Raw genomic sequence first — 19,035 nt, 5'->3', positions numbered from 1 at the left:
CCCAATTTTTTGTGAGGTCTATCACACTTTCTGAGTCGAGGTAGAGGGTGAGCAATATTTAGCTGAAAATCTATTCTTTAAACCCGCCTCTAATAAACGTTGCAAATCTAAATTTATTCAGGGCGAATGTAATTCTACTGGCTATCAAATTTATATCGAAGGGGTGAAAATTTTATTTCAGATTTGGATAGAAAAGGGATAATAATTCATGGAAATTTATCATCCCTCATGAAAATTGAAATAAATTGAAAGCGTACTTCGTGATATCTTACCAATCACAGCATTACATTAGCCGACCCACGGACGAGTCACCTGCTCTACTTGGGCAACCTCTTCTGCGCTCAGATTCCAGCCTAAGGCACCTGCATTCTGTTGGGCTTGCTGCGCGGTTTTGGCACCGGGAATGGGAACAACGCCTTGAGCGATCAGCCAGTTGAGGGCAACCTGAGCCGGTGTGCGATTATACTTTTCACCGATCTGATTGAGTAGCTGCACCACGGGAGCTATTTTTTCTAAACCACTTTTGCTAAAACGGGGGTCAATTCTACGGACATCATTGAAGTGGAAAGATTGCTCAGGGCTGTACTTGCCGGTAAGTAATCCTTGAGCTAAAGGGCTATAGGCTAAGATTGTCACGCCCAGTTGACGCGCTGTATCGAGAATGCCATTCCGTTCAATCTTCCGATGCAGCAGGGAGTATTGCACCTGATTCACCGCCAACGGCACTCCACGCGCTGCCAGATAGCCATGAGCCTCTCGCATCTGATCAGCGGAGTAGTTACTAACGCCGACAGCGGCAATTCTACCTCGTTGCACTTCATCCGCTAGAGCATTCATCAATGTTTCTTGGCTCATGAAGAAGCTGAACGGTTGATGCACTTGGTACAGTTCAACTCGCTCAACCTGTAGACGGTTTAAACTGGCGGTTAAAGCCTCAGAAACAGATTGGGCACCGAATCGCCAGGGTACGGGAAAGTATTTAGTCGCTATTTGTGCGGGACGCCCTAGTTGTTTCATAAACCGTCCCAACAGGGATTCTGATTCTCCCAACCCGTAAACCTCCGCCGTATCAAAAAAGCTGATACCCGCCTCTAAAGTTGCCTCAAAGGCCGCTTGCACCTGGGAGGCTCCATAATCATTGCCGTAATTCCAAAATAGCTTGTCGCCCCATGCCCAAGTTCCAATCCCTAACGCGGTAACCGTTGGGCCATTCTGACCTAAAGTAGTCGTTTGCATGATCAACTCTATTGTTTACATTTTTTTATTTTCCTTAGTGTATCGTTGCAAATCATCAACGCCACCCGAAAAGAGAGCTAATTAACATGTAACTTTAGATAGATAGAAGAAGGATAAAATACTAAGTTCGGCAAGCGATCGCTCTCACACCGATATGGAAACCAGTGATTTTTCCAATTCCCCACCCCCCCCATCGCCAACGGATAAGAATATTCCCCGAATCAAGATTTTGACTATGTTTCGGTTGGGCTTATTCCAAATGGGATTAGGCATCATGTCACTTCTCACCCTGGGAGTACTCAACCGGGTGATGATTGACGAACTCAAGGTATTGCCCCTGATTGCCGCCGGTGCGATTGCCATGCACCAGTTTGTCAGTCCGGCACGGGTGTGGTTTGGTCAGATGTCTGATTCTAAAACGCTTTTCGGCTATCACCGTACCGGTTATGTGTGGATTGGTGCGGCTGTGTTTACCACCCTATCTTTCATCGCCCTGCAAGTGGTTTGGCAACTGGGCGGCAGTTTACAAGCGACTGGATGGAGTATACAAACCTACAGTTGGGCGGCAGTACTGGCTCTGATTTTTGCCCTGTATGGTTTAGCCCTCAGTGCCAGTTCCACTCCTTTTGCCGCCCTTCTCGTCGATGTCTCGGATGAAGACAACCGATCTAAACTGATTGGAGTTGTCTGGTCGATGTTAATGGTGGGGATTGTGGTCGGAGCCATTATTAGCGGTGGGTTACTGGACAGACCAGAAATTTGTGGAGCGGCGATTTCGTCCTATAATCCGACCCAAACGGCAAAAGTTGCCGATATCGCTAAATTGCAAACCACGATTAACCCCGTCTTTTTATTCATGCCCGCCGTGGTGTTTGGGCTGTGTTTGCTGGCAACCGTTGGGGTTGAGAAGAAGTATTCTCGTTATGGTGTGCGATCGACGTTGGTAGAGCGAGAAGATAAAATTACGCTCTCGCGGGCGCTGAAAGTTTTAACCGCATCGCGTCAAACCCGTTTATTTTTCACCTTTCTTCTGGTACTCACCCTGAGTCTGTTTATGCAAGATGCTGTGATGGAACCTTATGGTGGTGAGGTATTCGGGATGTGTATCTCGGAAACCACTAAGCTGAATGTACCTTTTGGTGTCGGGACGCTGCTGGGTATCAGTGGAACGGGTTTTTTGATTTTGCCCCGTTTGGGTAAGAAAAAAACAACCAGACTAGGGTGTATTGGGGCGGCAGTATGCTTTGGATTAATTATTATGGCAGGATTCACGGGGAATGCAGGACTGCTTAAGGGTAGCTTACTATTTTTCGGGCTTGCCTCTGGGATACTGACGGCTGGTGCGACTAGTTTGATGTTAGATTTGACGGCGGCTGAAACAGCAGGTACGTTTATTGGGGCTTGGGGCTTGTCTCAGGCGATGGCTAGGGGACTAGCAACGGTGCTGGGTGGGGCTGTGTTGAATTTGGGTAAAATGCTGTTTACAGAGCCTGTGTTGGCTTATGGAACGGTGTTTGCCTTGCAAGCGGTAGGAATGATTTGGGCGGTTTGGTTGCTCAGGCGAATCAATGTCAAAGAATTCCAGGATAATGCAAAAGCAGCGATCGCAAGTGTGATGGAAGGAGAGTTAGATTAATTGACTGATTTTTGGACAGAGATTCTTAACTTTGCCACCGAGACGGCTAACCGTGTCGGCACTCAGCTTATGGCTGATTTCGGACAAGTGCAGGCATCAGAGAAGTTAGATGGTAGCTTAGTCACCCAATCGGATCAGTGGGCGGATGAGACGATTCGAGATGCGATCGCTTCTCATTTTCCCAGTCACGGGATTTTAAGTGAAGAAGGGCAACACGTTTTTCCGGACACTGAATGGTGCTGGATTATCGATCCCCTCGATGGCACCACCAACTTCGCCAGAGGAATTCCGCTTTGGGGCATTTCCTTCGGCTTGGTTTATCAAGGAACTCCTGTATTTGGCTACGTTCATTTTCCTCCTATTGGGCAAACGTTTCATGGTTTTTTGCCAGGGGAATCGGGAATTACAGGCATAGAAAACGGTGCATTTCTCAATGGACGTCCGATCCACAGCAGCACTGATTCCCTCAGCAGCAACCACTTTTTCAGCCTTTGCACCCGCAGTGCCTCACTATTGCAGCAAGCCCTACCTTGTAAAATTCGCATGTTAGGTGTTGCCAGTTACAACTTCCTCTCCATTGCTAGTGGTGCAGCGTTGGGAGGTATCGAAGCGACTCCCAAGATTTGGGATATTGCAGGGGCTTGGGTGATTGTACAAGCGGCCGACGGGGTTTGGGCACCCCTTGATTCTAAGCAAATTTTCCCCCTCATCGTTGGAGAGAATTACGGGACAATATCACTGCCTACCCTCGTGGCGAGCAGTCCTGAAATGGTGAGTGTATTACAACCACTGATCAATAGCTAGGGCTATGAACTACGCCTTCAACTCCTCATTCTGCAAGCGGTTTGTAGAATTAGGTGTTTGTGATTTCACAGTCTAACCGGAGGAGACACGGTTAACTTTTTGTTTACGCTTAAGGAAAATTCACAACTTTACGCTAATTATAGTAGTGCTATATACAAAAAAAACTTAAGATAAGAATATCTTCAACTTATATTTTGCACCCTTGTCAATAGCTTAGGGTGAGGTATGTTCACCAATGCTATGGCTTGGTTGTTTAGGAAATTGGACACTGCCCACCCGATGCAAAGAAAGCTTGCCCTGGTAAGGGTACAAGATATCAGTTCAAAAGCCTTTCCTGAGCCTTCCTGATGGCAGGTGAGTATTTATGGGCACAATTTTAGTCGTGGATGACGATCTAACACAACAGTTGATCGTCTTTAAAATCCTTAAATCGATTGGGTTAAATATTATTTTTGCGGATGATGGTGTGGCAGCACTGGAACAGGCGCAGCGTTTTTGTCCCAGTCTGATCATCTTAGACATCCTGTTGCCGAAGATGAATGGCTACGAAGTCTGTAGGCGGCTTAAATCCGATCAGAAAACTCAGAACATAGCTGTAATCATGTGTTCTAACAAGAAAGAAGATTGCGATCATTACTGGGGAATCAAGCAAGGTGCCGATGCTTATCTTTCTAAGCCTTGCCATCCTCAAGAACTCGTGAATACCGTTGAGTATTTCTTAGCAGAGGGCATTATCAGTGAGTTTGTCCCCACAAGCGTGAGTCAGGCTATTTCTATTTCTGCTGGACTGGCTAGAATAGGGAATTGGTAAGTTCTCCGCTAATGTTCCCAAAAGTAATCAGCAATCATTTTTTTGCCTCTAGATGGTTCCTTTGGAGGAACACCAAGCAAGACTGAACGCTGTACTAATTGATTATTATTCAGGCGTCGAGCAACACGACTGGGTATTCCGTAGCCATAAACAATATGAGCCTGCCCAGCTAAGACGACCACTTGCTCATCTGGATTGGCTTTGATGAATTGGGCGATCGCTTCTGCCATTGTCTCATCCCATAGCACCTGCGCGGTGAAAAATCGTTCAAAGCTGCTACTGTTGCCATGTCCACCTTGATGATGTTGTTCGTAAGATTTTTGGATCATTTGACGGTATTCGGCGTTATCTGTGCGAATTTCTGAAAGCGGCGGAATATACCTGCGTTCAGCGGTAGTTAGGCTGTCTAATCCACTACGAGCAACTTTACGTGTTACCTCTGTCGGTGTGTTCAGCGCTAAGACAGGCAGTTGATGAGCTCTGGCGAAGCGAAGTATCGGCGCATAGTATTCCCAAGGAAAACCCCAGCGTTCTTCATACTCACTTTGCTCAATTAACTGTTCCTCTGTGATTTTCCCTGCGATATATTGATCGAGAATATTCTGATAGGGTCGCTGAAACATCTCCATCGCAATCACCATGCGAGGTGCAGTCGCGTCCTTGGCATTTTTCAGTTTCTCTCGATAGAGTGCTTGTAGGATTTCTAGTTGGGCTTGATGGTCTTCTGGACTATTATGAGTTTCTCCCAAGTACACTACATCTGCCTTGAGCAGTTCCTGCACTATTTTTTGTTGATTGAGCTGTTGCTGCTCTGGGGTGTGAGGAGTTGATGTGTTTTGGGCGCAAGCTGGGGTGATACACAGACAGAAGATTCCCAAAGACCACGCACAGAATTGGGTAATTTTGCGTTTTCTCATAACCCTAATTTAGCGATTAGTTATGAGTCTGGGAACTTTTCTCAGGGAAGTTGAGTTTAATTCATGATTCGTCAGAGTCCTGGTATACCTCCTCCAGCGCCTGATGTTGGGAACGACGGGAGTGACGACGATATTTTTTACTTTCTAGTTTGGGTTCGTACTGAGTTTGCCCTTTTCCTTTGGTTTTGGCCTTCATGGTTGACTCAGGATCGGCTTGCTGGTGCAATCGATCTTGCCACGCGATCGCATTTTCCAATAAATCCAAGTAATACTCATATCGCTCCCAATCCCCCCGCACCGCACAGTTTGGCTCATCTCGATGCAGGCAATCACTAAACTGACAGCGATGGGTAGCTAACCGATGCCTTGCTTCTGGAAAATATTGGGCTAACTCTTCAGGGGGACAGTCAATATCAGGCTGGTTGAAACCGGGAGTATCTGCTAAGAGTCCACCTGCCGGTAAATCAAACAATTCGACATGACGAGTCGTGTGACGCCCTCGGCTGAGTTTTCCCGATACTGCTGCCACTCGCACGTTGACATCAGGAATCAACTCATTGATCAGACTGGATTTACCCACCCCAGACGGGCCAGCCAAGATGGTAATTTTATGATTGAGCTGCTGGCTCAGTTTCTCTAATCCCTCATGGGTGTGGACGCTGATCAATACAGGTTCGTAACCCCAATTTCTGAGACGACTCGTCCACTCCTGCAACTGTTCGTCTGAGACTAAATCTTTTTTATTCAAGCACAAACAAATCCCCAATCCCGTAGACTCTGCCTTCACCAAAAATCGAGTCAGTTGGTACGGGTCTAAGGGAGGATCGGCTAAGGCAAACACTAAGAGAATTTCGTCGGCATTGGCGACTGGAGGACGGTCTAGCTGGGTTTTGCGGGGTAGGACTTCTGCGATCGCACCTCGTTCGCCTTCCCAATCGGGTTCTTCTACCACAACGCGATCACCGACCATGACCCGTTGACCCATTTTTTTCAGTCTAGTCCGACGAGTACACAGTAGGGTTACAGATTGAATGATAGAAGGTTGAGAATGTTCAGATGGAACGTCCTCTTCTAAACCTTCCCCTTTCAACTTTCCCACCTTCAACCCTGGCTCTAACTGCACCTGATAGAAGTTGGCTTGCACCGCCACCACTGTTCCCCATAACGGTGTGGATACTTGGGACAACTCGCTATCACAGGGTAAAACACTCATGCAGACGCTATTGGACGCCTTACATTCAGTGCAAAGTAGCCACTGCGATCTTCCACTGACTCGATTAAGTAGCCCTCCATTACCAAACTATCGGGCACCTGTTCAATCGGTTCTCCGGGGTCGAGCCACACTTCTAATAAGGAGCCTGGTGTCATTTGCTCGATGGCGAGTTTGGTTCGCACAAAGTTAATCGGGCAAGGCGTCCCCCGCAAATCTAGCTGGGCATCAGGTGCAGGCTTGGGCGTCGATTCGGCTAAGTTACTCATCCGCGAAACAGCCCTCCTAAGAACCCTTCTATGCCACCTTTCCCGGTGCGATCGCCCTTAATCTTTGCCAGTTTCTCCAGCAGTTCCCGTTCCTCTGCTGTGATCCGGGTAGGAATATCAATCAAAATTGTGAGCAGGTGATCGCCCCGACTGACGGGGTTTCCTAGTTTGGGTACACCATGATTTTCTAGGGTTAACACCGTATTGGGCTGTGTTCCGGGCGGAATCGTTAATTCCACTGGCCCATCCACTGTCGTGACTTCCAAGCGACATCCCAAAATTGCTTGTAAGTAACTGACCTTCAGATCCGATAGGATATTAATCCCTTCCCGATGAAACTCAGCATCTTCCTCAATAAATAAGTAGACGTATAGATCTCCGGGAGGGCCACCGCGTAATCCCGCGTCTCCTTCTTTGGAAACGCGCAGCCTTGTGCCATTATCTACGCCCGGTGGAATCGTGATTTTCAGTTTTTTGGTTTCCTGCTTGCGACCTGCACCCCCGCAAGATTCACACTTGTCCTCAATTACTTGCCCTTCGCCATTACAGGTGGGACAAACTGAGACTTGAGTGAAACTACCAAAGGGCGTTCGGGTTGCACGACGCACTTGACCTGTACCGCTGCAAGTGGGGCAGGTACGGGGTCGAGTCCCGGGTTTAGCTCCCGTACTGTTACAGACGTTACAGGTTTCCAGGTGAGGAATCCGGATTTCCTTTTCACCCCCAAACACAGCTTCCCGAAAGTCCAGCTTCAAGTCGAGTCGCAAATCTTCACCGCGAACTGGACCGCTGCGTCGGCGAGTCGCTTGCTGACCCATCCCACCTGCAAAGCCGTTGAAGAAGCTTTCAAAAATATCGGCAAAACCCATATCGCCGATATCGCCGAAGCCGGGACTCGCTCCGCTAACACCCGCTTCACCGAAGCGGTCATATCGGGCGCGAGTTTCGGGTTCTGAGAGAACTTCGTAAGCCCGATTAATTTCTTTAAAGCGCTCTTCAGCCCCTAGCTCCTTGTTGACATCCGGGTGATACTTCCGGGCAAGGCGGCGGTAAGCACGTTTTATTTCCTCTTTGTCGGCGTCACGAGAGACACCTAGAATGTCATAGTAGTCAGGCATAGAGCGCCGAGCGGTGTTTTGTTACTTTATAGGGGCGGTGGAATTGAATTTGGGTGATTGGAGTGAAGTCACTGATGACCCATTCACAGCTCACCCATTTATCTATCCATTGTCTAGCAGAAAAACAGGTCAAGCGCTACCTTTTAGGAGCGTCCCTTAGTCAACCGCCTCGTAGTCAGCGGTTACAGTTTCTTCGTCAAAGTTTAGAATCAAGTCGTCTTCTTCGCTTGTAGACGGGGATTCAAACGGTTGGCTAAATTCTGGCGTTGAAGATACCTCCTCGGTCTGTACAAATTCATCTGTGTCTACACTGGGTGAAGCTTGCTGATAGACAGCAGCACCAATCTCAAACAACTTCTGTTGAAAATCCTCAAGCCGTTGTTTCACTTCCTCAATACTAATGGAGGAATCTGCCATTGCCTGTTGCAGCTGCTGCTTCTTCTCCTCTCCTTGAGCCTTGAGGTCTTCGCGAACCAAGTCGCCACTTTCCTTCAAGGTGCCTTCGTAACTGTAGAATAGGCTATCAGCTTGGTTCTTGAGTTCAACCAATTGTATGCGGCGACGGTCGTCCTCGGCATATTTTTCTGCCTCAACTCGCATCCGTTCTACTTCACTGGCACTTAATCCTCCAGTATTGGTAATTCGGATTCTTTGTTCTTTACCCGTCCCTTTGTCGGCGGCTGAGACTTGAAGAATGCCGTTTACATCGATTTCAAAGGAGACTTCGATTTGAGGTACACCCCTTGGGGCAGGGGGAATGCCCGTCAACAGAAACTTGCCCAGGCTCTTGTTGTCCCTCGCCATTGCCCGTTCACCCTGTAGCACATGAATTTCTACAGACGTTTGACCATCCGTCGCCGTGGAAAAAACCTGAGACTTACTGGTCGGAATGGTGGTGTTACGATCAATAATTTTTGTAAATACTTCGCCTAGAGTCTCAATTCCTAAGGATAGAGGGGTGACATCCAGAAGCAGCAAGTCTTCCACTTCGCCGCCTAAGACACCGCCCTGAATGGCAGCTCCTAGGGCAACTGCTTCATCAGGATTGACTGACTTATCGGGTGTTCTCCCCCCAAAAAACTTCTTAATCGCCTCCTGTACGGCTGGGATACGGGTGGAACCGCCCACTAACAAAATGCGATCAATATCATCGGGTTTCAGGTCAGCGTCCTTCAGCGATTGGGTTACAGGCTCAATTGTTCCTGTAATCAGTTCGCTCGCCAGTTCTTCAAACTTTGAGCGCGATAGCTCCATCTCCAAGTGTTTTGGGCCTGTCTCATCTGCTGTGATGAAGGGCAGGTTAATGGAGGTTGAAAGCATACTAGAGAGTTCAACTTTTGCCTTTTCAGCCGCTTCGCGCAAGCGCTGAAGTGCCATTTTATCGGTTCCGAGGTCAATCCCCTCAGTTCCTTTAAAGTTTTCAATCATCCAGCGCACAATCACATTATCGAAGTCATCGCCTCCTAGGTGATTGTTGCCAGAGGTGGCTTTAACTTCAAAAACTCCGTCTCCCAGTTGAAGAATCGAGACATCAAACGTCCCGCCACCCAAGTCAAAAACCAAGATTCGCTGCTCTTCAGACTGCTTATCGAGTCCGTAGGCGAGGGAGGCTGCCGTCGGCTCGTTGATAATTCGCAGCACTTCCAAACCTGCAATAGTCCCAGCATCTTTGGTCGCCTGCCGTTGGGCGTCTGTAAAGTAGGCCGGAACCGTAATCACGGCTTGCTCCACCGACTCCCCAAGAAAGCTTTCGGCATCCGCCTTGAGCTTTTGCAGGATCATGGCAGAGATTTCTTGAGGAGTATATGTACGTCCCCGGATTTGGACATCGACGGTATCATCACGACCTTTGACGCAGTTATAAGGAACGCGGGATCGTTCCGTAGCCGTGTCATCCCACCGACGCCCTATGAAGCGTTTAATGCTGTAGATTGTGTTTTCGGCATTGGTCACGGCCTGCCGCTTTGCTAGTTGACCGACCAATCGTTCCCCTGCTTTGCCAAATCCCACTATACTCGGAGTGGTTCGCCCTCCTTCCGTGCTTGAAATGACGATGGGCTGACCACCCTCTAACACAGCAACGCAACTATTGGTGGTGCCCAAGTCGATGCCAATAACTTTTCCCATAGGGCTTCGGCTTAAATATTATGTCAAGTTGTTTACGTTTAAGTTAAAGCGGGTACTAGAACCAACCTTCCTTTGGTCGAGCACTCTTGTAGACTTATCGTCAATCAAGCCTGACACCAAAGGATGGTTAATGCATCCTGCCCCTTAGGTTTTTAGGGTACCTTCTTCTGAGGTTACCACCGAATCCCAAAGAGCAGCAACTTTGACCCTAACGCTTTACTCCTGTGACGGGTTTATTCAGGAGAGCTAGCTTGACTTTCATCCGATTCCTCACTGGGAGTTTCCGGTGCGGAGGCAACTTTAACCATCGCATGGCGTAGAACACGCTCACCCAAGAAATATCCTCGTACTAGCTGTTCGATAACCACACCTTCTGGGTATTCGTTCGTCGCCTCCCGCATCACGGCTTCGTGGAGATTGGGATCAAATTCTTTTCCTTCGGGGCGCATGGCAGACACTCCAATGCGTTTAAGGCAGTCCACTAGCTGTTTATAAACTCCCTGATAGCTTTTGTGGATGCCCATTTCTCCATCATCTTGGGGCTTAATTTGCGATCGCGCCCGCTCAAAATTATCCACTACGGGTAATAACTCACTCAGCGTAACTCGCTTGATCTGTTGTTCTAAATCCTCTTTCTCTTTCGTTGTACGCTTGCGGAAGTTATCGAAATCTGCGGCAATTCGCATGGATTGAGTCTTGAATGACTCGGATTGTTGATTAAGTTCTTCTAATTGAGCTTTCAATGCGTCATTTTCCTGCCTCAACTTTAGGATAGCCTCTAACTCTCCACCGGCTAACGGCAGATCCGCAGCGGCTTGAGTGGCTTCTTGGGCTTCTCCCTCGGTCTTAGCCGATACCGCTGTTGACTCAGCCGTTTCTTCCTCAACAGCCGATGGATATTCTAAATCTACCAATCCACCTTCCGCTACGACCGCTTGTTGATCGCTCACACTTTGGCTATCGGCAGCCTCATTCGTCGGCTGTGAAGTACTATCTGGCTGATTTTCTTCGTCGATCATGCTCTACTCATCCCCACTTACAAAGACTGCTAGTACTGGCGATCTTAATTGTTGTCCACTAGCAACCCGATCCCTAAAAGTTTCTTGTAATCTACAAGAAGTGCTACGCCTAGGCGCGGGATCGCGACTTCTTCAGATTTTAATGTGCCCCGGCTGAATACGGCTCGCTGATTCAGGGGGCAGACGCGGGAGCTACGTCCAGATGCCAGCATGTTTGCCCATCTTTATATCCTTACAGATGTAACACCATTGCGCTTCTCACCCAATGTAGCACCCTAGTGTCCCTCTAGACACTATTTGTTCTTGTCGGTGTCGTCCATAGACCTAAGGATTCTGCATCCCTGTCGGTAAAAATGTTTGGTGAGAGTTGTGCCAGCGCAAGTTAGTAAAAGCTATTATCAGAATATTCTACATAATGAATAATGCTGCTCGTGCTAGCTTCTCCCATTTTATCAAGTTCACTTTATCGGATGAAAATAAGCTTTTCATCTTTGTCAGGATATTTGTAATCACAGTGCGGAAAGCATCCGACAGGACTCACGAAAGAAAAGTTCTTCCCCAACGGGGCTACAACGCAACCAGCTTAAGGAAAGAGCCTTTCTTACGGTAACTAGAGTCATCTCAAAGTGTCAGTGGACTTTTATAACCCTGATGCCAGCTTCTCAAACACGACTTAAACCCTCCTTTTGAGAAGGATTTGTGAAGAAAGAGAATAACTTGTAACGAAAGGAAATACTCTCAGCCGCTATGACTAACTCCTCATCACAACGACGTGCCCTGATCGTTCGCAACGAGGTTTCGCCCTTTGGTAAATCTTTGATTGCAGCGGGTTACGTTGACACCGACCAGATGCAGAATGCGTTGGTGGAATCCCGCAAGTCAGGAAGACCCCTGACAGAAATTCTCGAATCCATGACGGGGCGTCAGCTTTCCCCCGACTTACTGCGGCAATATAAGAAACAGCAGTTATTTGAGCTAAAAGTTCTTTACGGGGTTGAATCTCTCGATCCGGAAATTAATGACATTGCTACCAATCAAGTGGGTCAACTAATTGACACACTGCTCCCCATTGATATTTGTCGTCGCTATCGCCTAGTCCCGCTATCGAAGAATGAAACCCAACCTCCATCGCTGCTGGTGGCGATGGTAGACCCGGATAATCTCGATGCTCAGGATGATCTTAACCGCATCTTGCGACCTCAGGGAATCTCGCTGCAAAGGATGGTCATTACCCAAGAAGACTATCAGCAGATCATCTCCAAGTACCTTGATGAAAAGCTGGCCAAGCAAAAGCAGATGGAGGTTGAACAAGCTGTAGATGTCAAACAAGACCTACAGAATATCGACAGCCTAGATACATTATCCGATGCACCGGACGAAGAAGCTGAGCTGGATGTGGGGGGAGCAGAAGATGCTCCTGTGATTAACTTGGTTAATAAAGTTCTTGCCAAGGCACTGCAAGAGGGCGTTTCAGATATTCACGTCGAACCGCAAGAGAATTCTTTACGCATCCGATTCCGGAAAGATGGGGTGCTGCGCCAAGCATTCGAGCCTTTACCGAAGAAAATCACTCCAGCGGTGTCGGCTCGCTTCAAAATTATGGCAGAGCTGGATATTGCCGAACGACGACTGCCTCAAGACGGTAAAATTCGGCGGATGTACCAGGGTCGCAAAGTTGACTTTCGCGTTAGTACCTTGCCCAGCCGCTATGGCGAAAAAGTTGTTCTACGAATTTTGGACAACGAGCAAACCCAACTAGGTTTGGATAAGTTAATCACTGACCAAGATACGCTGCAAATGGTCAGGGATATGGCAAACCGTCCGTTTGGCCTGATTTTGGTAACAGGACCCACGGGTTCGGGTAAATCCACAACCTTATACTCGATGCTGGCGGAACGGAATGACCCTGGAATCAATATCAGTACGGCGGAAGACCCTATTGAATATTCCTTAGCGGGTATTACTCAGGTGCAGGTGCTGCGCGAGAAGGGCATGGACTTTGCCTCGATTCTACGGTCTTTTTTGCGACAAGACCCAGACGTGATTCTGGTCGGTGAGACAAGGGATAAGGAAACCGCTAAAACGGCGATTGAAGCGGCACTCACGGGTCACTTAGTACTCACCACGCTTCACACAAACGACGCGGCTGGTGCGATCCCACGATTAGACGAAATGGGCGTTGAACCCTTCATGGTTTCCAATGCTCTGTTGGGCGTCTTGGCGCAACGATTGATTCGACGTGTTTGCTCCGAGTGCCGCATTACTTATGTGCCAACCTCTGCCGAATTAGCTCGCTTTGGTCTATCGACCTCCCGTGAAGGCGAAATCATGCTCTATAAAGCCAACACCCTACAACCCGATGAAATCGCCGAGGCCAGAGCTAAAGGTAAACTTTGCCAAAAGTGTAATGGTGTTGGCTACAAAGGACGTGTTGGTGTGTATGAAGTCATGCGTATTAGCGATCGCCTTCAAACCTTAATCAACGAAGCTGCTCCAGCCGAGCGACTGAAGGAAGCCGCTGTAGAAGAGGGAATGACCACTTTATTAGCCTATAGCTTAAATCTGGTACAGCAAGGCTACACGACACTCGATGAAGTGGAACGTGTGACCTTTACCGATTCAGGGTTAGAAGCCGAACGCAAAGCCAAACGTAAGAGTTCCCTCTCTTGTCGGACTTGCTCAGCCACATTACAACAAGAGTGGTTAGACTGTCCTTACTGCATGACCCCTCGTTTTCAGGACTAAAAATATAGTTGTTAGTTGTGAACGGATAAATTCTTGTTCCAACTAACAACTCATACTCAACAACGGTGAACCAATAATTACGAAGGAGACAGAGCCATGGCAATGGAACTAATGATTGAAGACTTGATGGAGCAGTTGATTGAAATGGGTGGCTCAGATATGCACATTCAATCCGGTGCCCCCGTCTACTTCCGCATTAGTGGAAAACTCCAGCCCATTCACGAAGACCCCCTGACCCCCCACGAATGTCAGAAACTGATCTTCAGTATGCTCAATAATACCCAACGCAAGGAGTTAGAGCAGAATTGGGAATTAGATTGTTCTTATGGAGTTAAGGGATTGGCTCGCTTCCGCGTCAATGTCTATAAAGAACGGGGTTACTATGCGGCTTGCTTGAGGGCGTTGTCTTCCAAAATCCCTAACTTTGACCAGTTGAATTTACCCGATATTGTTCGGGAAATGAGTGAAAGACCAAGAGGATTAGTGTTGGTGACAGGACCTACGGGGTCTGGTAAAACCACCACCCTGGCGGCAATGGTTGACCTGATTAATCGAACCCGACCCGAACATATTCTAACGGTTGAAGACCCCATTGAATATGTGTTCCCCAACATTAAAAGTTTGGTTCATCAACGCCAAAAGGGTGAAGATACCAAAAGCTTTGCTAATGCTTTGAAAGCAGCATTGCGGGAAGACCCTGATGTAATTTTGGTCGGAGAAATGCGGGATTTGGAAACCATTTCTCTAGCCATTTCGGCAGCAGAGACAGGTCACTTGGTGATGGGAACCCTGCATACTAGTTCGGCTGCTTCGACGATCAACCGGATTATCGACGTGTTCCCGCCAGAGCAACAACAACAAATTAATGCTCAGCTTTCTAACTCCTTAATTGCCGTCTTTAGTCAAACTTTAATACCCAAGAAAAATCCAAAACCGGGTGAATTTGGTCGGGTGATGGGGCAGGAAATCATGATTGTAACCCCTGCGATCGCAAACTTGATCCGAGAAGGGAAAATAGCTCAAATTTACTCTGCCATCCAAACCGGTTCAAAAATGGGGATGCAGACGATGGAACAGTCGTTAGCGCATTTGGTTAAAACAGGTCAAATTACGTTTGAAGCGGCTGTATCTAAGAGTTCCAAACCTGAAGAGATGCAGCGGATTCTGGCCGGTGCTGGAAGTGCGGCTATCGGAAATATGGGGGCCAAGGTTGCTCCAGGGACTAAAGTAGCTCGCTAAGTTATCCAGTTAAGGTATGGGTTTTGTGGAAGAACCCCCATTGCCATCCTTAAATCCTGAGCCTGATATGAATTCCCGTTAATTCTTGCATTTCTAGTCTGTTGGTCAGAGGTAATGGGTACTTGGTAGAAGTTTGTCCCATTCACTCTGACCCATTACCCATCTAACGATGCTTTCGTTTCATCGAGACGCCTATTATGCCTACCTTCATCGCTGAGGTTCGGGACACTAGAGGAAACGCCAAAAAAGAGAAGATCGAAGCGAACTCTCCCGAACAAGCTCGTACTATTCTTCAAAATCGGTATGCTTCTGTTGGAGCTGTCAAGAAAAGCTTCAGCCTAGACGTTGACTTCTCGGAACTTAATGCCGCTTTTAGTAAGCTGACGATTAAGGATAAAGCTGTTTTTTCACGCCAATTTGCAGCAATGGTCAACGCAGGGGTGGCTATGGTGCGATGCCTCGGCGTTTTATCTGAACAGTGTCCTAATCCTAAACTGAAAAAAGCGCTTCTTGCCATCAGTGGCGAGGTGCAGCAGGGAACCAGTCTCTCTGACTCCATGCGTAAACATCCGGATTGCTTCGATACTCTGTACGTCAGTATGGTGCAAGCGGGTGAGGTTGGGGGTGTCCTTGACGAGGTACTCAACCGATTAGCCAAGGTTCTGGAAGATATGGCGCGGTTGAAAAACCAAGTCAAATCGGCAATGGCTTACCCCGTTACTGTCGGAGTTTTGGCTATTATCATCTTTTTGGGGATGACCATATTTCTCATACCAATCTTTGAGGGAATTTTCAAAGACCTGGATGTAGAGTTACCGGCTTTAACTCAATTTATGGTTAATATCAGTAACCTCTTGAGAAGCTGGAAAGTCATTATCCCAATTGCTATCATCATAGCTGTCGTCACGGCCTTTAGGTTGTACTATAAAACGACGGTTGGTCGCCTACAAATTGATGGCTTCTTATTAAAAATGCCCCTGTTTGGCGATTTGAATCAAAAGGTAGCGGTTGCACGTTTTTGTCGTATTTTTGGAACCTTGACTCGTTCGGGGGTGCCAATCCTGAGTTCCATGGATATCGTCCGAGATATATCAGGTAACCAAGTCATTGCCAATGCGATCGAGTCAGCCAAGCTTGAGATTCAACAAGGTGGGATGATCAGCCTTGCCTTCCAAAAAGAGCAAGTTTTCCCTCTCCTAGCGATTCAGATGATCAGCATCGGTGAAGAAACAGGGGAGTTAGATTCCATGATGATGAAAGTGGCTGAGTTTTATGAAGATGAGGTAGAGCAAGCCGTTAAAGCTCTTACCAGTCTCATCGAACCGATCATGATGGTTCTTTTGGCAGTAATGGTGGCAGTGATTCTACTTTCTATGTATCTGCCACTGTTTAAGCTGTATGACGCTATGGGCTAGACATTAAAGCGTTCATTAGCCAGCGAAGAACTTCTTTCGTTACCTAGCAGCTTTCACCACAGAGGGTTTTCAACGTTGCGTTAAATATTCAAGTGCGTTGTAACCCTCTCTTTTTTCAGAGGAATCGATTTGAATTTATTCGCTCAACTGTTAATAAAAATAGGTTAATTATTGCAATTCATAATACAAAAAAATGCCTGTTAAACAATTTGATTACGAAGCTAGTTTGGCGGAGTTTAGTCACCATGATGGTGCGATCGCACTCCTCAAAAAACACCGACCTTACTTGGAAATGATTCCCAGTATGCGCCGACCGGACGAGAGCGTAATTACTATTCCTTTGCCGATTGTGCGAATTCGCCATCCCAAACCTCCTGCCGGACAAAACCACATCACTTATACAGCCTCGCCAGAAGCTGTTTGCTTGCCCTGTGACTTGGCTATTGTGATGTGCGATCCGGAATGGAAAATAAAAATGGGGGTTGAAATTTTTATCTTTATTCATCGCCCCCATGAGGATTTTTCTAACTTGCTCAGTCGCTGGCGTCAGACACAAGTGTTGCTAGACAAAGACTATGAATGGCTGATGCCTCCTCGCTATCAACACATTCTTAGTGAAGGAAATGATCGCATATATCCCCTGTTTGTGGTATTCCCCGAAACACCAGAACGGATTCAGCGAGGACTGCTAGGGGGATGTTTGCCTTTTGTGATGCAAATTCCAGAAGTTTTGGAAAAGGAAGAGAACATAGAAAGCTTGTCTCCTGAAAGTCCACCCGCGTGAAAGGGTAGCAGGTTAAAAAGTTGAAGGTTGAAAGTTGAACGTTCTCATCGGCAACCTGCAACCTCTGAACCTGTCACTTCTACTGAACAAATTTTGGCATCACTTCAGCCGCTGTAAACAGACCATAAATGCCTCGTTGGTGTAACGATATCCCGGCTTTGAGGTAACCAAACGCAGGGCCACAGACATTCGCAGCCATACTGGTCTCATCACCTAGAGTAAAGGTGTGAGTCGAGATCTTGCCCTCGAATGTACGACCTGTAACTTGAACATTTGTACTCAGGGGTTTCTTGGGATTGCGGGTATCGACAACACCGCCAACCGTGACGTGATCGCGCGGACAAATCCCAGCCAATTCCAACATCACATCATCTGCATGTTCCATATTCTCCAAGCGCAGGATGCCGTTCGTCTCATCCAATAATGCTTCCACCTCAGCATCACTCATGTTCTGAGCGCGTTCAACATTGTAGCCAGGAAGGTGGGCAATGTCTTCCCGAATGGTGGCTCGATAAGCTTCCCAGTTGGCAATTCCCACCCCAAACGTAATTTTTACGCTATGAATCTCCGCATAACTCTGAGCCGCTAAAGCCGCTGCGGCTGTTAACAACCCTGGTGTTGCACCACAGCCTGTCATGTAAGTAATTCCTGCCGCTTGCAATTCCTCTCGGAGTGATAATAGCTGCTCAACAGCACTAGTGCGCTTGAGAGCGTCCACCAAAACCCCCTGCCAACCCGCTTGCATAAATTGCCGCGCCACAGAAGCCATAAAGGTATTGGGTAAATTCGGCAGCGCGAGGAAATATCCATCTACAGAAGCTTTTTCAATTAACTCTTGAATGCTGTGGTTGCTGAGAGTGCCCGTTGGCTCTAAATAACCCACTGAACCCTGAGACTGGTACGTCGCAATGCAGGTATTCGGGTTCAAACCTTGGCTGTCATAGGCATAACCTTTGTGATCGGCGGCTGCCACCCACAGCATTTCACGTTTGGGTGCCAGAACTCTGGCGGCGGCTTGCCCCAAACCCCCAAAACCCAAAACACCTACCCTGACAGGTTTGCTGAAGAGGGAATCAGTCGTTGTTGCGTCAGTTAGATTGATGCCTTGCTTGTCACTCATTTTGTCTGAGTTTATAAATAAAACAGATTTTAATTATCCAGGTTCACTGGCTCTACAGATCAACCTGGCGATATAAGTCAGCTCAAATTTAGTTATGTATATTTTTGTGAAAGCTCACTTCTCAGGAAACTGAGTCGCTTGACTGCACACCAAACATACGCGAAACTTAACTAAAAACTAGAGTAGGCTGCTAGTAAAATATTAAGTATTGTTTAAAAATGAGTAGTAGTGATGCGGTTGCTCTCATTCAATTGAGTAGCTATTGGCCAATCAGCGTGGTCGTCTGAGGGAAGGCAAGACACCCAAAACTGCTCTTAAGTCACTGCTCCAGCCACGAATTGAGGATTACCCAGCAATCAATCATGAGCATGGAAACCTTAGAGTTCATCATTTATCCGGATGGTAGAGTCCAAGAAAAAGTCACAGGCATTATCGGAGCCTCTTGCGCCGAGGTAACCGCTGCGATTGAAGCTCAGTTAGGACGAGTCGTTTCTCAAGAAACAACCTCAGACTACTTCGCCCAAAAACTGTCTCAATCAGCCCAAGCTACTGCTCACGCGACTTTCAGCGATTGGTAAACTTTTT

General features: G+C 47.5%; 16 protein-coding genes. 8 read left to right on the top strand and 8 right to left on the bottom strand.

Features of this window, described 5'->3' with window-relative positions; translation table 11 throughout:
* Nucleotides 1-288 precede the first annotated feature (288 nt).
* Complete coding sequence (locus MIC7113_RS04260) at nt 289-1,236, bottom strand: aldo/keto reductase (RefSeq protein ID WP_015180937.1); 948 nt, start codon at nt 1,234-1,236, stop codon at nt 289-291.
* 154 nt (nt 1,237-1,390) lie between these two features.
* Here MIC7113_RS04260 and MIC7113_RS04255 point away from each other — a divergent pair, with 154 nt between their 5' ends.
* The 3 genes from MIC7113_RS04255 (at nt 1,391) to MIC7113_RS04245 (ending at nt 4,487) form a co-directional block, all read left to right on the top strand.
* Nucleotides 1,391-2,872, top strand: coding sequence for a BCD family MFS transporter (locus MIC7113_RS04255; RefSeq protein WP_015180936.1), 1,482 nt, complete (start codon nt 1,391-1,393; stop codon nt 2,870-2,872).
* Nucleotides 2,873-3,676 (top strand): inositol monophosphatase family protein, encoded by an 804-nt coding sequence (locus MIC7113_RS04250; protein WP_015180935.1) that lies wholly within the window; start codon nt 2,873-2,875, stop codon nt 3,674-3,676. It begins immediately after the preceding gene.
* Nucleotides 3,677-4,040: 364 nt separating this feature from the next.
* Complete coding sequence (locus MIC7113_RS04245) at nt 4,041-4,487, top strand: response regulator (protein ID WP_015180934.1); 447 nt, start codon at nt 4,041-4,043, stop codon at nt 4,485-4,487.
* Nucleotides 4,488-4,495: 8 nt separating this feature from the next.
* Here the strand turns inward: MIC7113_RS04245 and MIC7113_RS04240 are convergent, their stop codons facing one another.
* The 6 genes from MIC7113_RS04240 to grpE all read right to left on the bottom strand — a co-directional run bounded on the left by MIC7113_RS04240 (nt 4,496) and on the right by grpE (nt 11,147).
* Nucleotides 4,496-5,404 (bottom strand): ChaN family lipoprotein, encoded by a 909-nt coding sequence (locus tag MIC7113_RS04240; RefSeq protein WP_015180933.1) that lies wholly within the window; start codon nt 5,402-5,404, stop codon nt 4,496-4,498.
* Between the two features lie 61 nt (nt 5,405-5,465).
* A complete protein-coding gene (rsgA, locus tag MIC7113_RS04235; protein ID WP_015180932.1) occupies nt 5,466-6,617 on the bottom strand; it encodes a small ribosomal subunit biogenesis GTPase RsgA in 1,152 nt (383 codons plus the stop codon).
* Complete coding sequence (locus MIC7113_RS04230) at nt 6,614-6,883, bottom strand: sulfurtransferase TusA family protein (RefSeq protein WP_015180931.1); 270 nt, start codon at nt 6,881-6,883, stop codon at nt 6,614-6,616. The genes rsgA and MIC7113_RS04230 overlap by 4 nt, the downstream gene beginning before the upstream one ends.
* On the bottom strand, nt 6,880-8,001 hold the full coding sequence (gene dnaJ / locus MIC7113_RS04225; protein ID WP_015180930.1) for a molecular chaperone DnaJ: 1,122 nt from the start codon (nt 7,999-8,001) through the stop codon (nt 6,880-6,882). Before dnaJ ends, MIC7113_RS04230 begins: the two co-directional genes overlap by 4 nt.
* Before the next feature lie 156 nt (nt 8,002-8,157).
* Complete coding sequence (gene dnaK, locus MIC7113_RS04220) at nt 8,158-10,128, bottom strand: molecular chaperone DnaK (protein WP_015180929.1); 1,971 nt, start codon at nt 10,126-10,128, stop codon at nt 8,158-8,160.
* 233 nt (nt 10,129-10,361) lie between these two features.
* Nucleotides 10,362-11,147, bottom strand: a complete 786-nt coding sequence (gene grpE / locus MIC7113_RS04215) for a nucleotide exchange factor GrpE (RefSeq protein ID WP_015180928.1) — start codon at nt 11,145-11,147, stop codon at nt 10,362-10,364.
* A 747-nt stretch (nt 11,148-11,894) separates the two neighbouring features.
* Here grpE and MIC7113_RS04210 point away from each other — a divergent pair.
* The 4 genes from MIC7113_RS04210 to MIC7113_RS04195 all read left to right on the top strand — a co-directional run bounded on the left by MIC7113_RS04210 (nt 11,895) and on the right by MIC7113_RS04195 (nt 17,330).
* Nucleotides 11,895-13,892: a GspE/PulE family protein gene (locus MIC7113_RS04210; RefSeq protein WP_015180927.1), complete on the top strand. Its 1,998-nt coding sequence runs from the start codon at nt 11,895-11,897 to the stop codon at nt 13,890-13,892.
* 102 nt (nt 13,893-13,994) lie between these two features.
* The gene (locus tag MIC7113_RS04205; protein ID WP_041780443.1) at nt 13,995-15,131 is read left to right on the top strand and encodes a type IV pilus twitching motility protein PilT; all 1,137 of its coding nucleotides are present in this window, start codon (nt 13,995-13,997) and stop codon (nt 15,129-15,131) included.
* A 197-nt stretch (nt 15,132-15,328) separates the two neighbouring features.
* A complete protein-coding gene (locus MIC7113_RS04200) occupies nt 15,329-16,546 on the top strand; it encodes a type II secretion system F family protein (protein ID WP_015180925.1) in 1,218 nt (405 codons plus the stop codon).
* 193 nt (nt 16,547-16,739) lie between these two features.
* Entirely contained in the window at nt 16,740-17,330 is a 591-nt protein-coding gene (locus MIC7113_RS04195) for a hypothetical protein (RefSeq protein ID WP_015180924.1), read from the top strand.
* Nucleotides 17,331-17,409: 79 nt separating this feature from the next.
* Here MIC7113_RS04195 and bioU read toward each other — a convergent pair whose 3' ends face one another.
* Complete coding sequence (gene bioU, locus MIC7113_RS04190) at nt 17,410-18,450, bottom strand: (S)-8-amino-7-oxononanoate synthase BioU (RefSeq protein ID WP_015180923.1); 1,041 nt, start codon at nt 18,448-18,450, stop codon at nt 17,410-17,412.
* Between the two features lie 362 nt (nt 18,451-18,812).
* Between bioU and MIC7113_RS04185 the strand changes: the two genes are divergently transcribed.
* Complete coding sequence (locus MIC7113_RS04185) at nt 18,813-19,028, top strand: DUF2997 domain-containing protein (RefSeq protein ID WP_015180922.1); 216 nt, start codon at nt 18,813-18,815, stop codon at nt 19,026-19,028.
* The last annotated feature ends 7 nt before the right edge of the window (nt 19,029-19,035 follow it).

This window comes from Allocoleopsis franciscana PCC 7113, from assembly GCF_000317515.1.
GTDB lineage: Bacteria > Cyanobacteriota > Cyanobacteriia > Cyanobacteriales > Coleofasciculaceae > Allocoleopsis > Allocoleopsis franciscana.
Note: the sequence above shows the minus strand (reverse complement) of the source record. Positions and strands in the feature narration are given on the sequence as shown.

Coding starts and splice junctions, on each gene's coding strand:
- bioU (WP_015180923.1), bottom strand. CDS start 18,450: ATGAGTGACAAGCAAGGCATCAATCTAACTGACGCAACAACGACTGAT.
- MIC7113_RS04205 (WP_041780443.1), top strand. CDS start 13,995: ATGGAACTAATGATTGAAGACTTGATGGAGCAGTTGATTGAAATGGGT.
- MIC7113_RS04210 (WP_015180927.1), top strand. CDS start 11,895: ATGACTAACTCCTCATCACAACGACGTGCCCTGATCGTTCGCAACGAG.
- MIC7113_RS04240 (WP_015180933.1), bottom strand. CDS start 5,404: ATGAGAAAACGCAAAATTACCCAATTCTGTGCGTGGTCTTTGGGAATC.
- MIC7113_RS04260 (WP_015180937.1), bottom strand. CDS start 1,236: ATGCAAACGACTACTTTAGGTCAGAATGGCCCAACGGTTACCGCGTTA.
- rsgA (WP_015180932.1), bottom strand. CDS start 6,617: ATGAGTGTTTTACCCTGTGATAGCGAGTTGTCCCAAGTATCCACACCG.
- dnaJ (WP_015180930.1), bottom strand. CDS start 8,001: ATGCCTGACTACTATGACATTCTAGGTGTCTCTCGTGACGCCGACAAA.
- MIC7113_RS04195 (WP_015180924.1), top strand. CDS start 16,740: ATGCCTGTTAAACAATTTGATTACGAAGCTAGTTTGGCGGAGTTTAGT.
- MIC7113_RS04185 (WP_015180922.1), top strand. CDS start 18,813: ATGAGCATGGAAACCTTAGAGTTCATCATTTATCCGGATGGTAGAGTC.
- MIC7113_RS04255 (WP_015180936.1), top strand. CDS start 1,391: ATGGAAACCAGTGATTTTTCCAATTCCCCACCCCCCCCATCGCCAACG.
- MIC7113_RS04245 (WP_015180934.1), top strand. CDS start 4,041: ATGGGCACAATTTTAGTCGTGGATGACGATCTAACACAACAGTTGATC.
- MIC7113_RS04200 (WP_015180925.1), top strand. CDS start 15,329: ATGCCTACCTTCATCGCTGAGGTTCGGGACACTAGAGGAAACGCCAAA.
- dnaK (WP_015180929.1), bottom strand. CDS start 10,128: ATGGGAAAAGTTATTGGCATCGACTTGGGCACCACCAATAGTTGCGTT.
- grpE (WP_015180928.1), bottom strand. CDS start 11,147: ATGATCGACGAAGAAAATCAGCCAGATAGTACTTCACAGCCGACGAAT.
- MIC7113_RS04230 (WP_015180931.1), bottom strand. CDS start 6,883: ATGAGTAACTTAGCCGAATCGACGCCCAAGCCTGCACCTGATGCCCAG.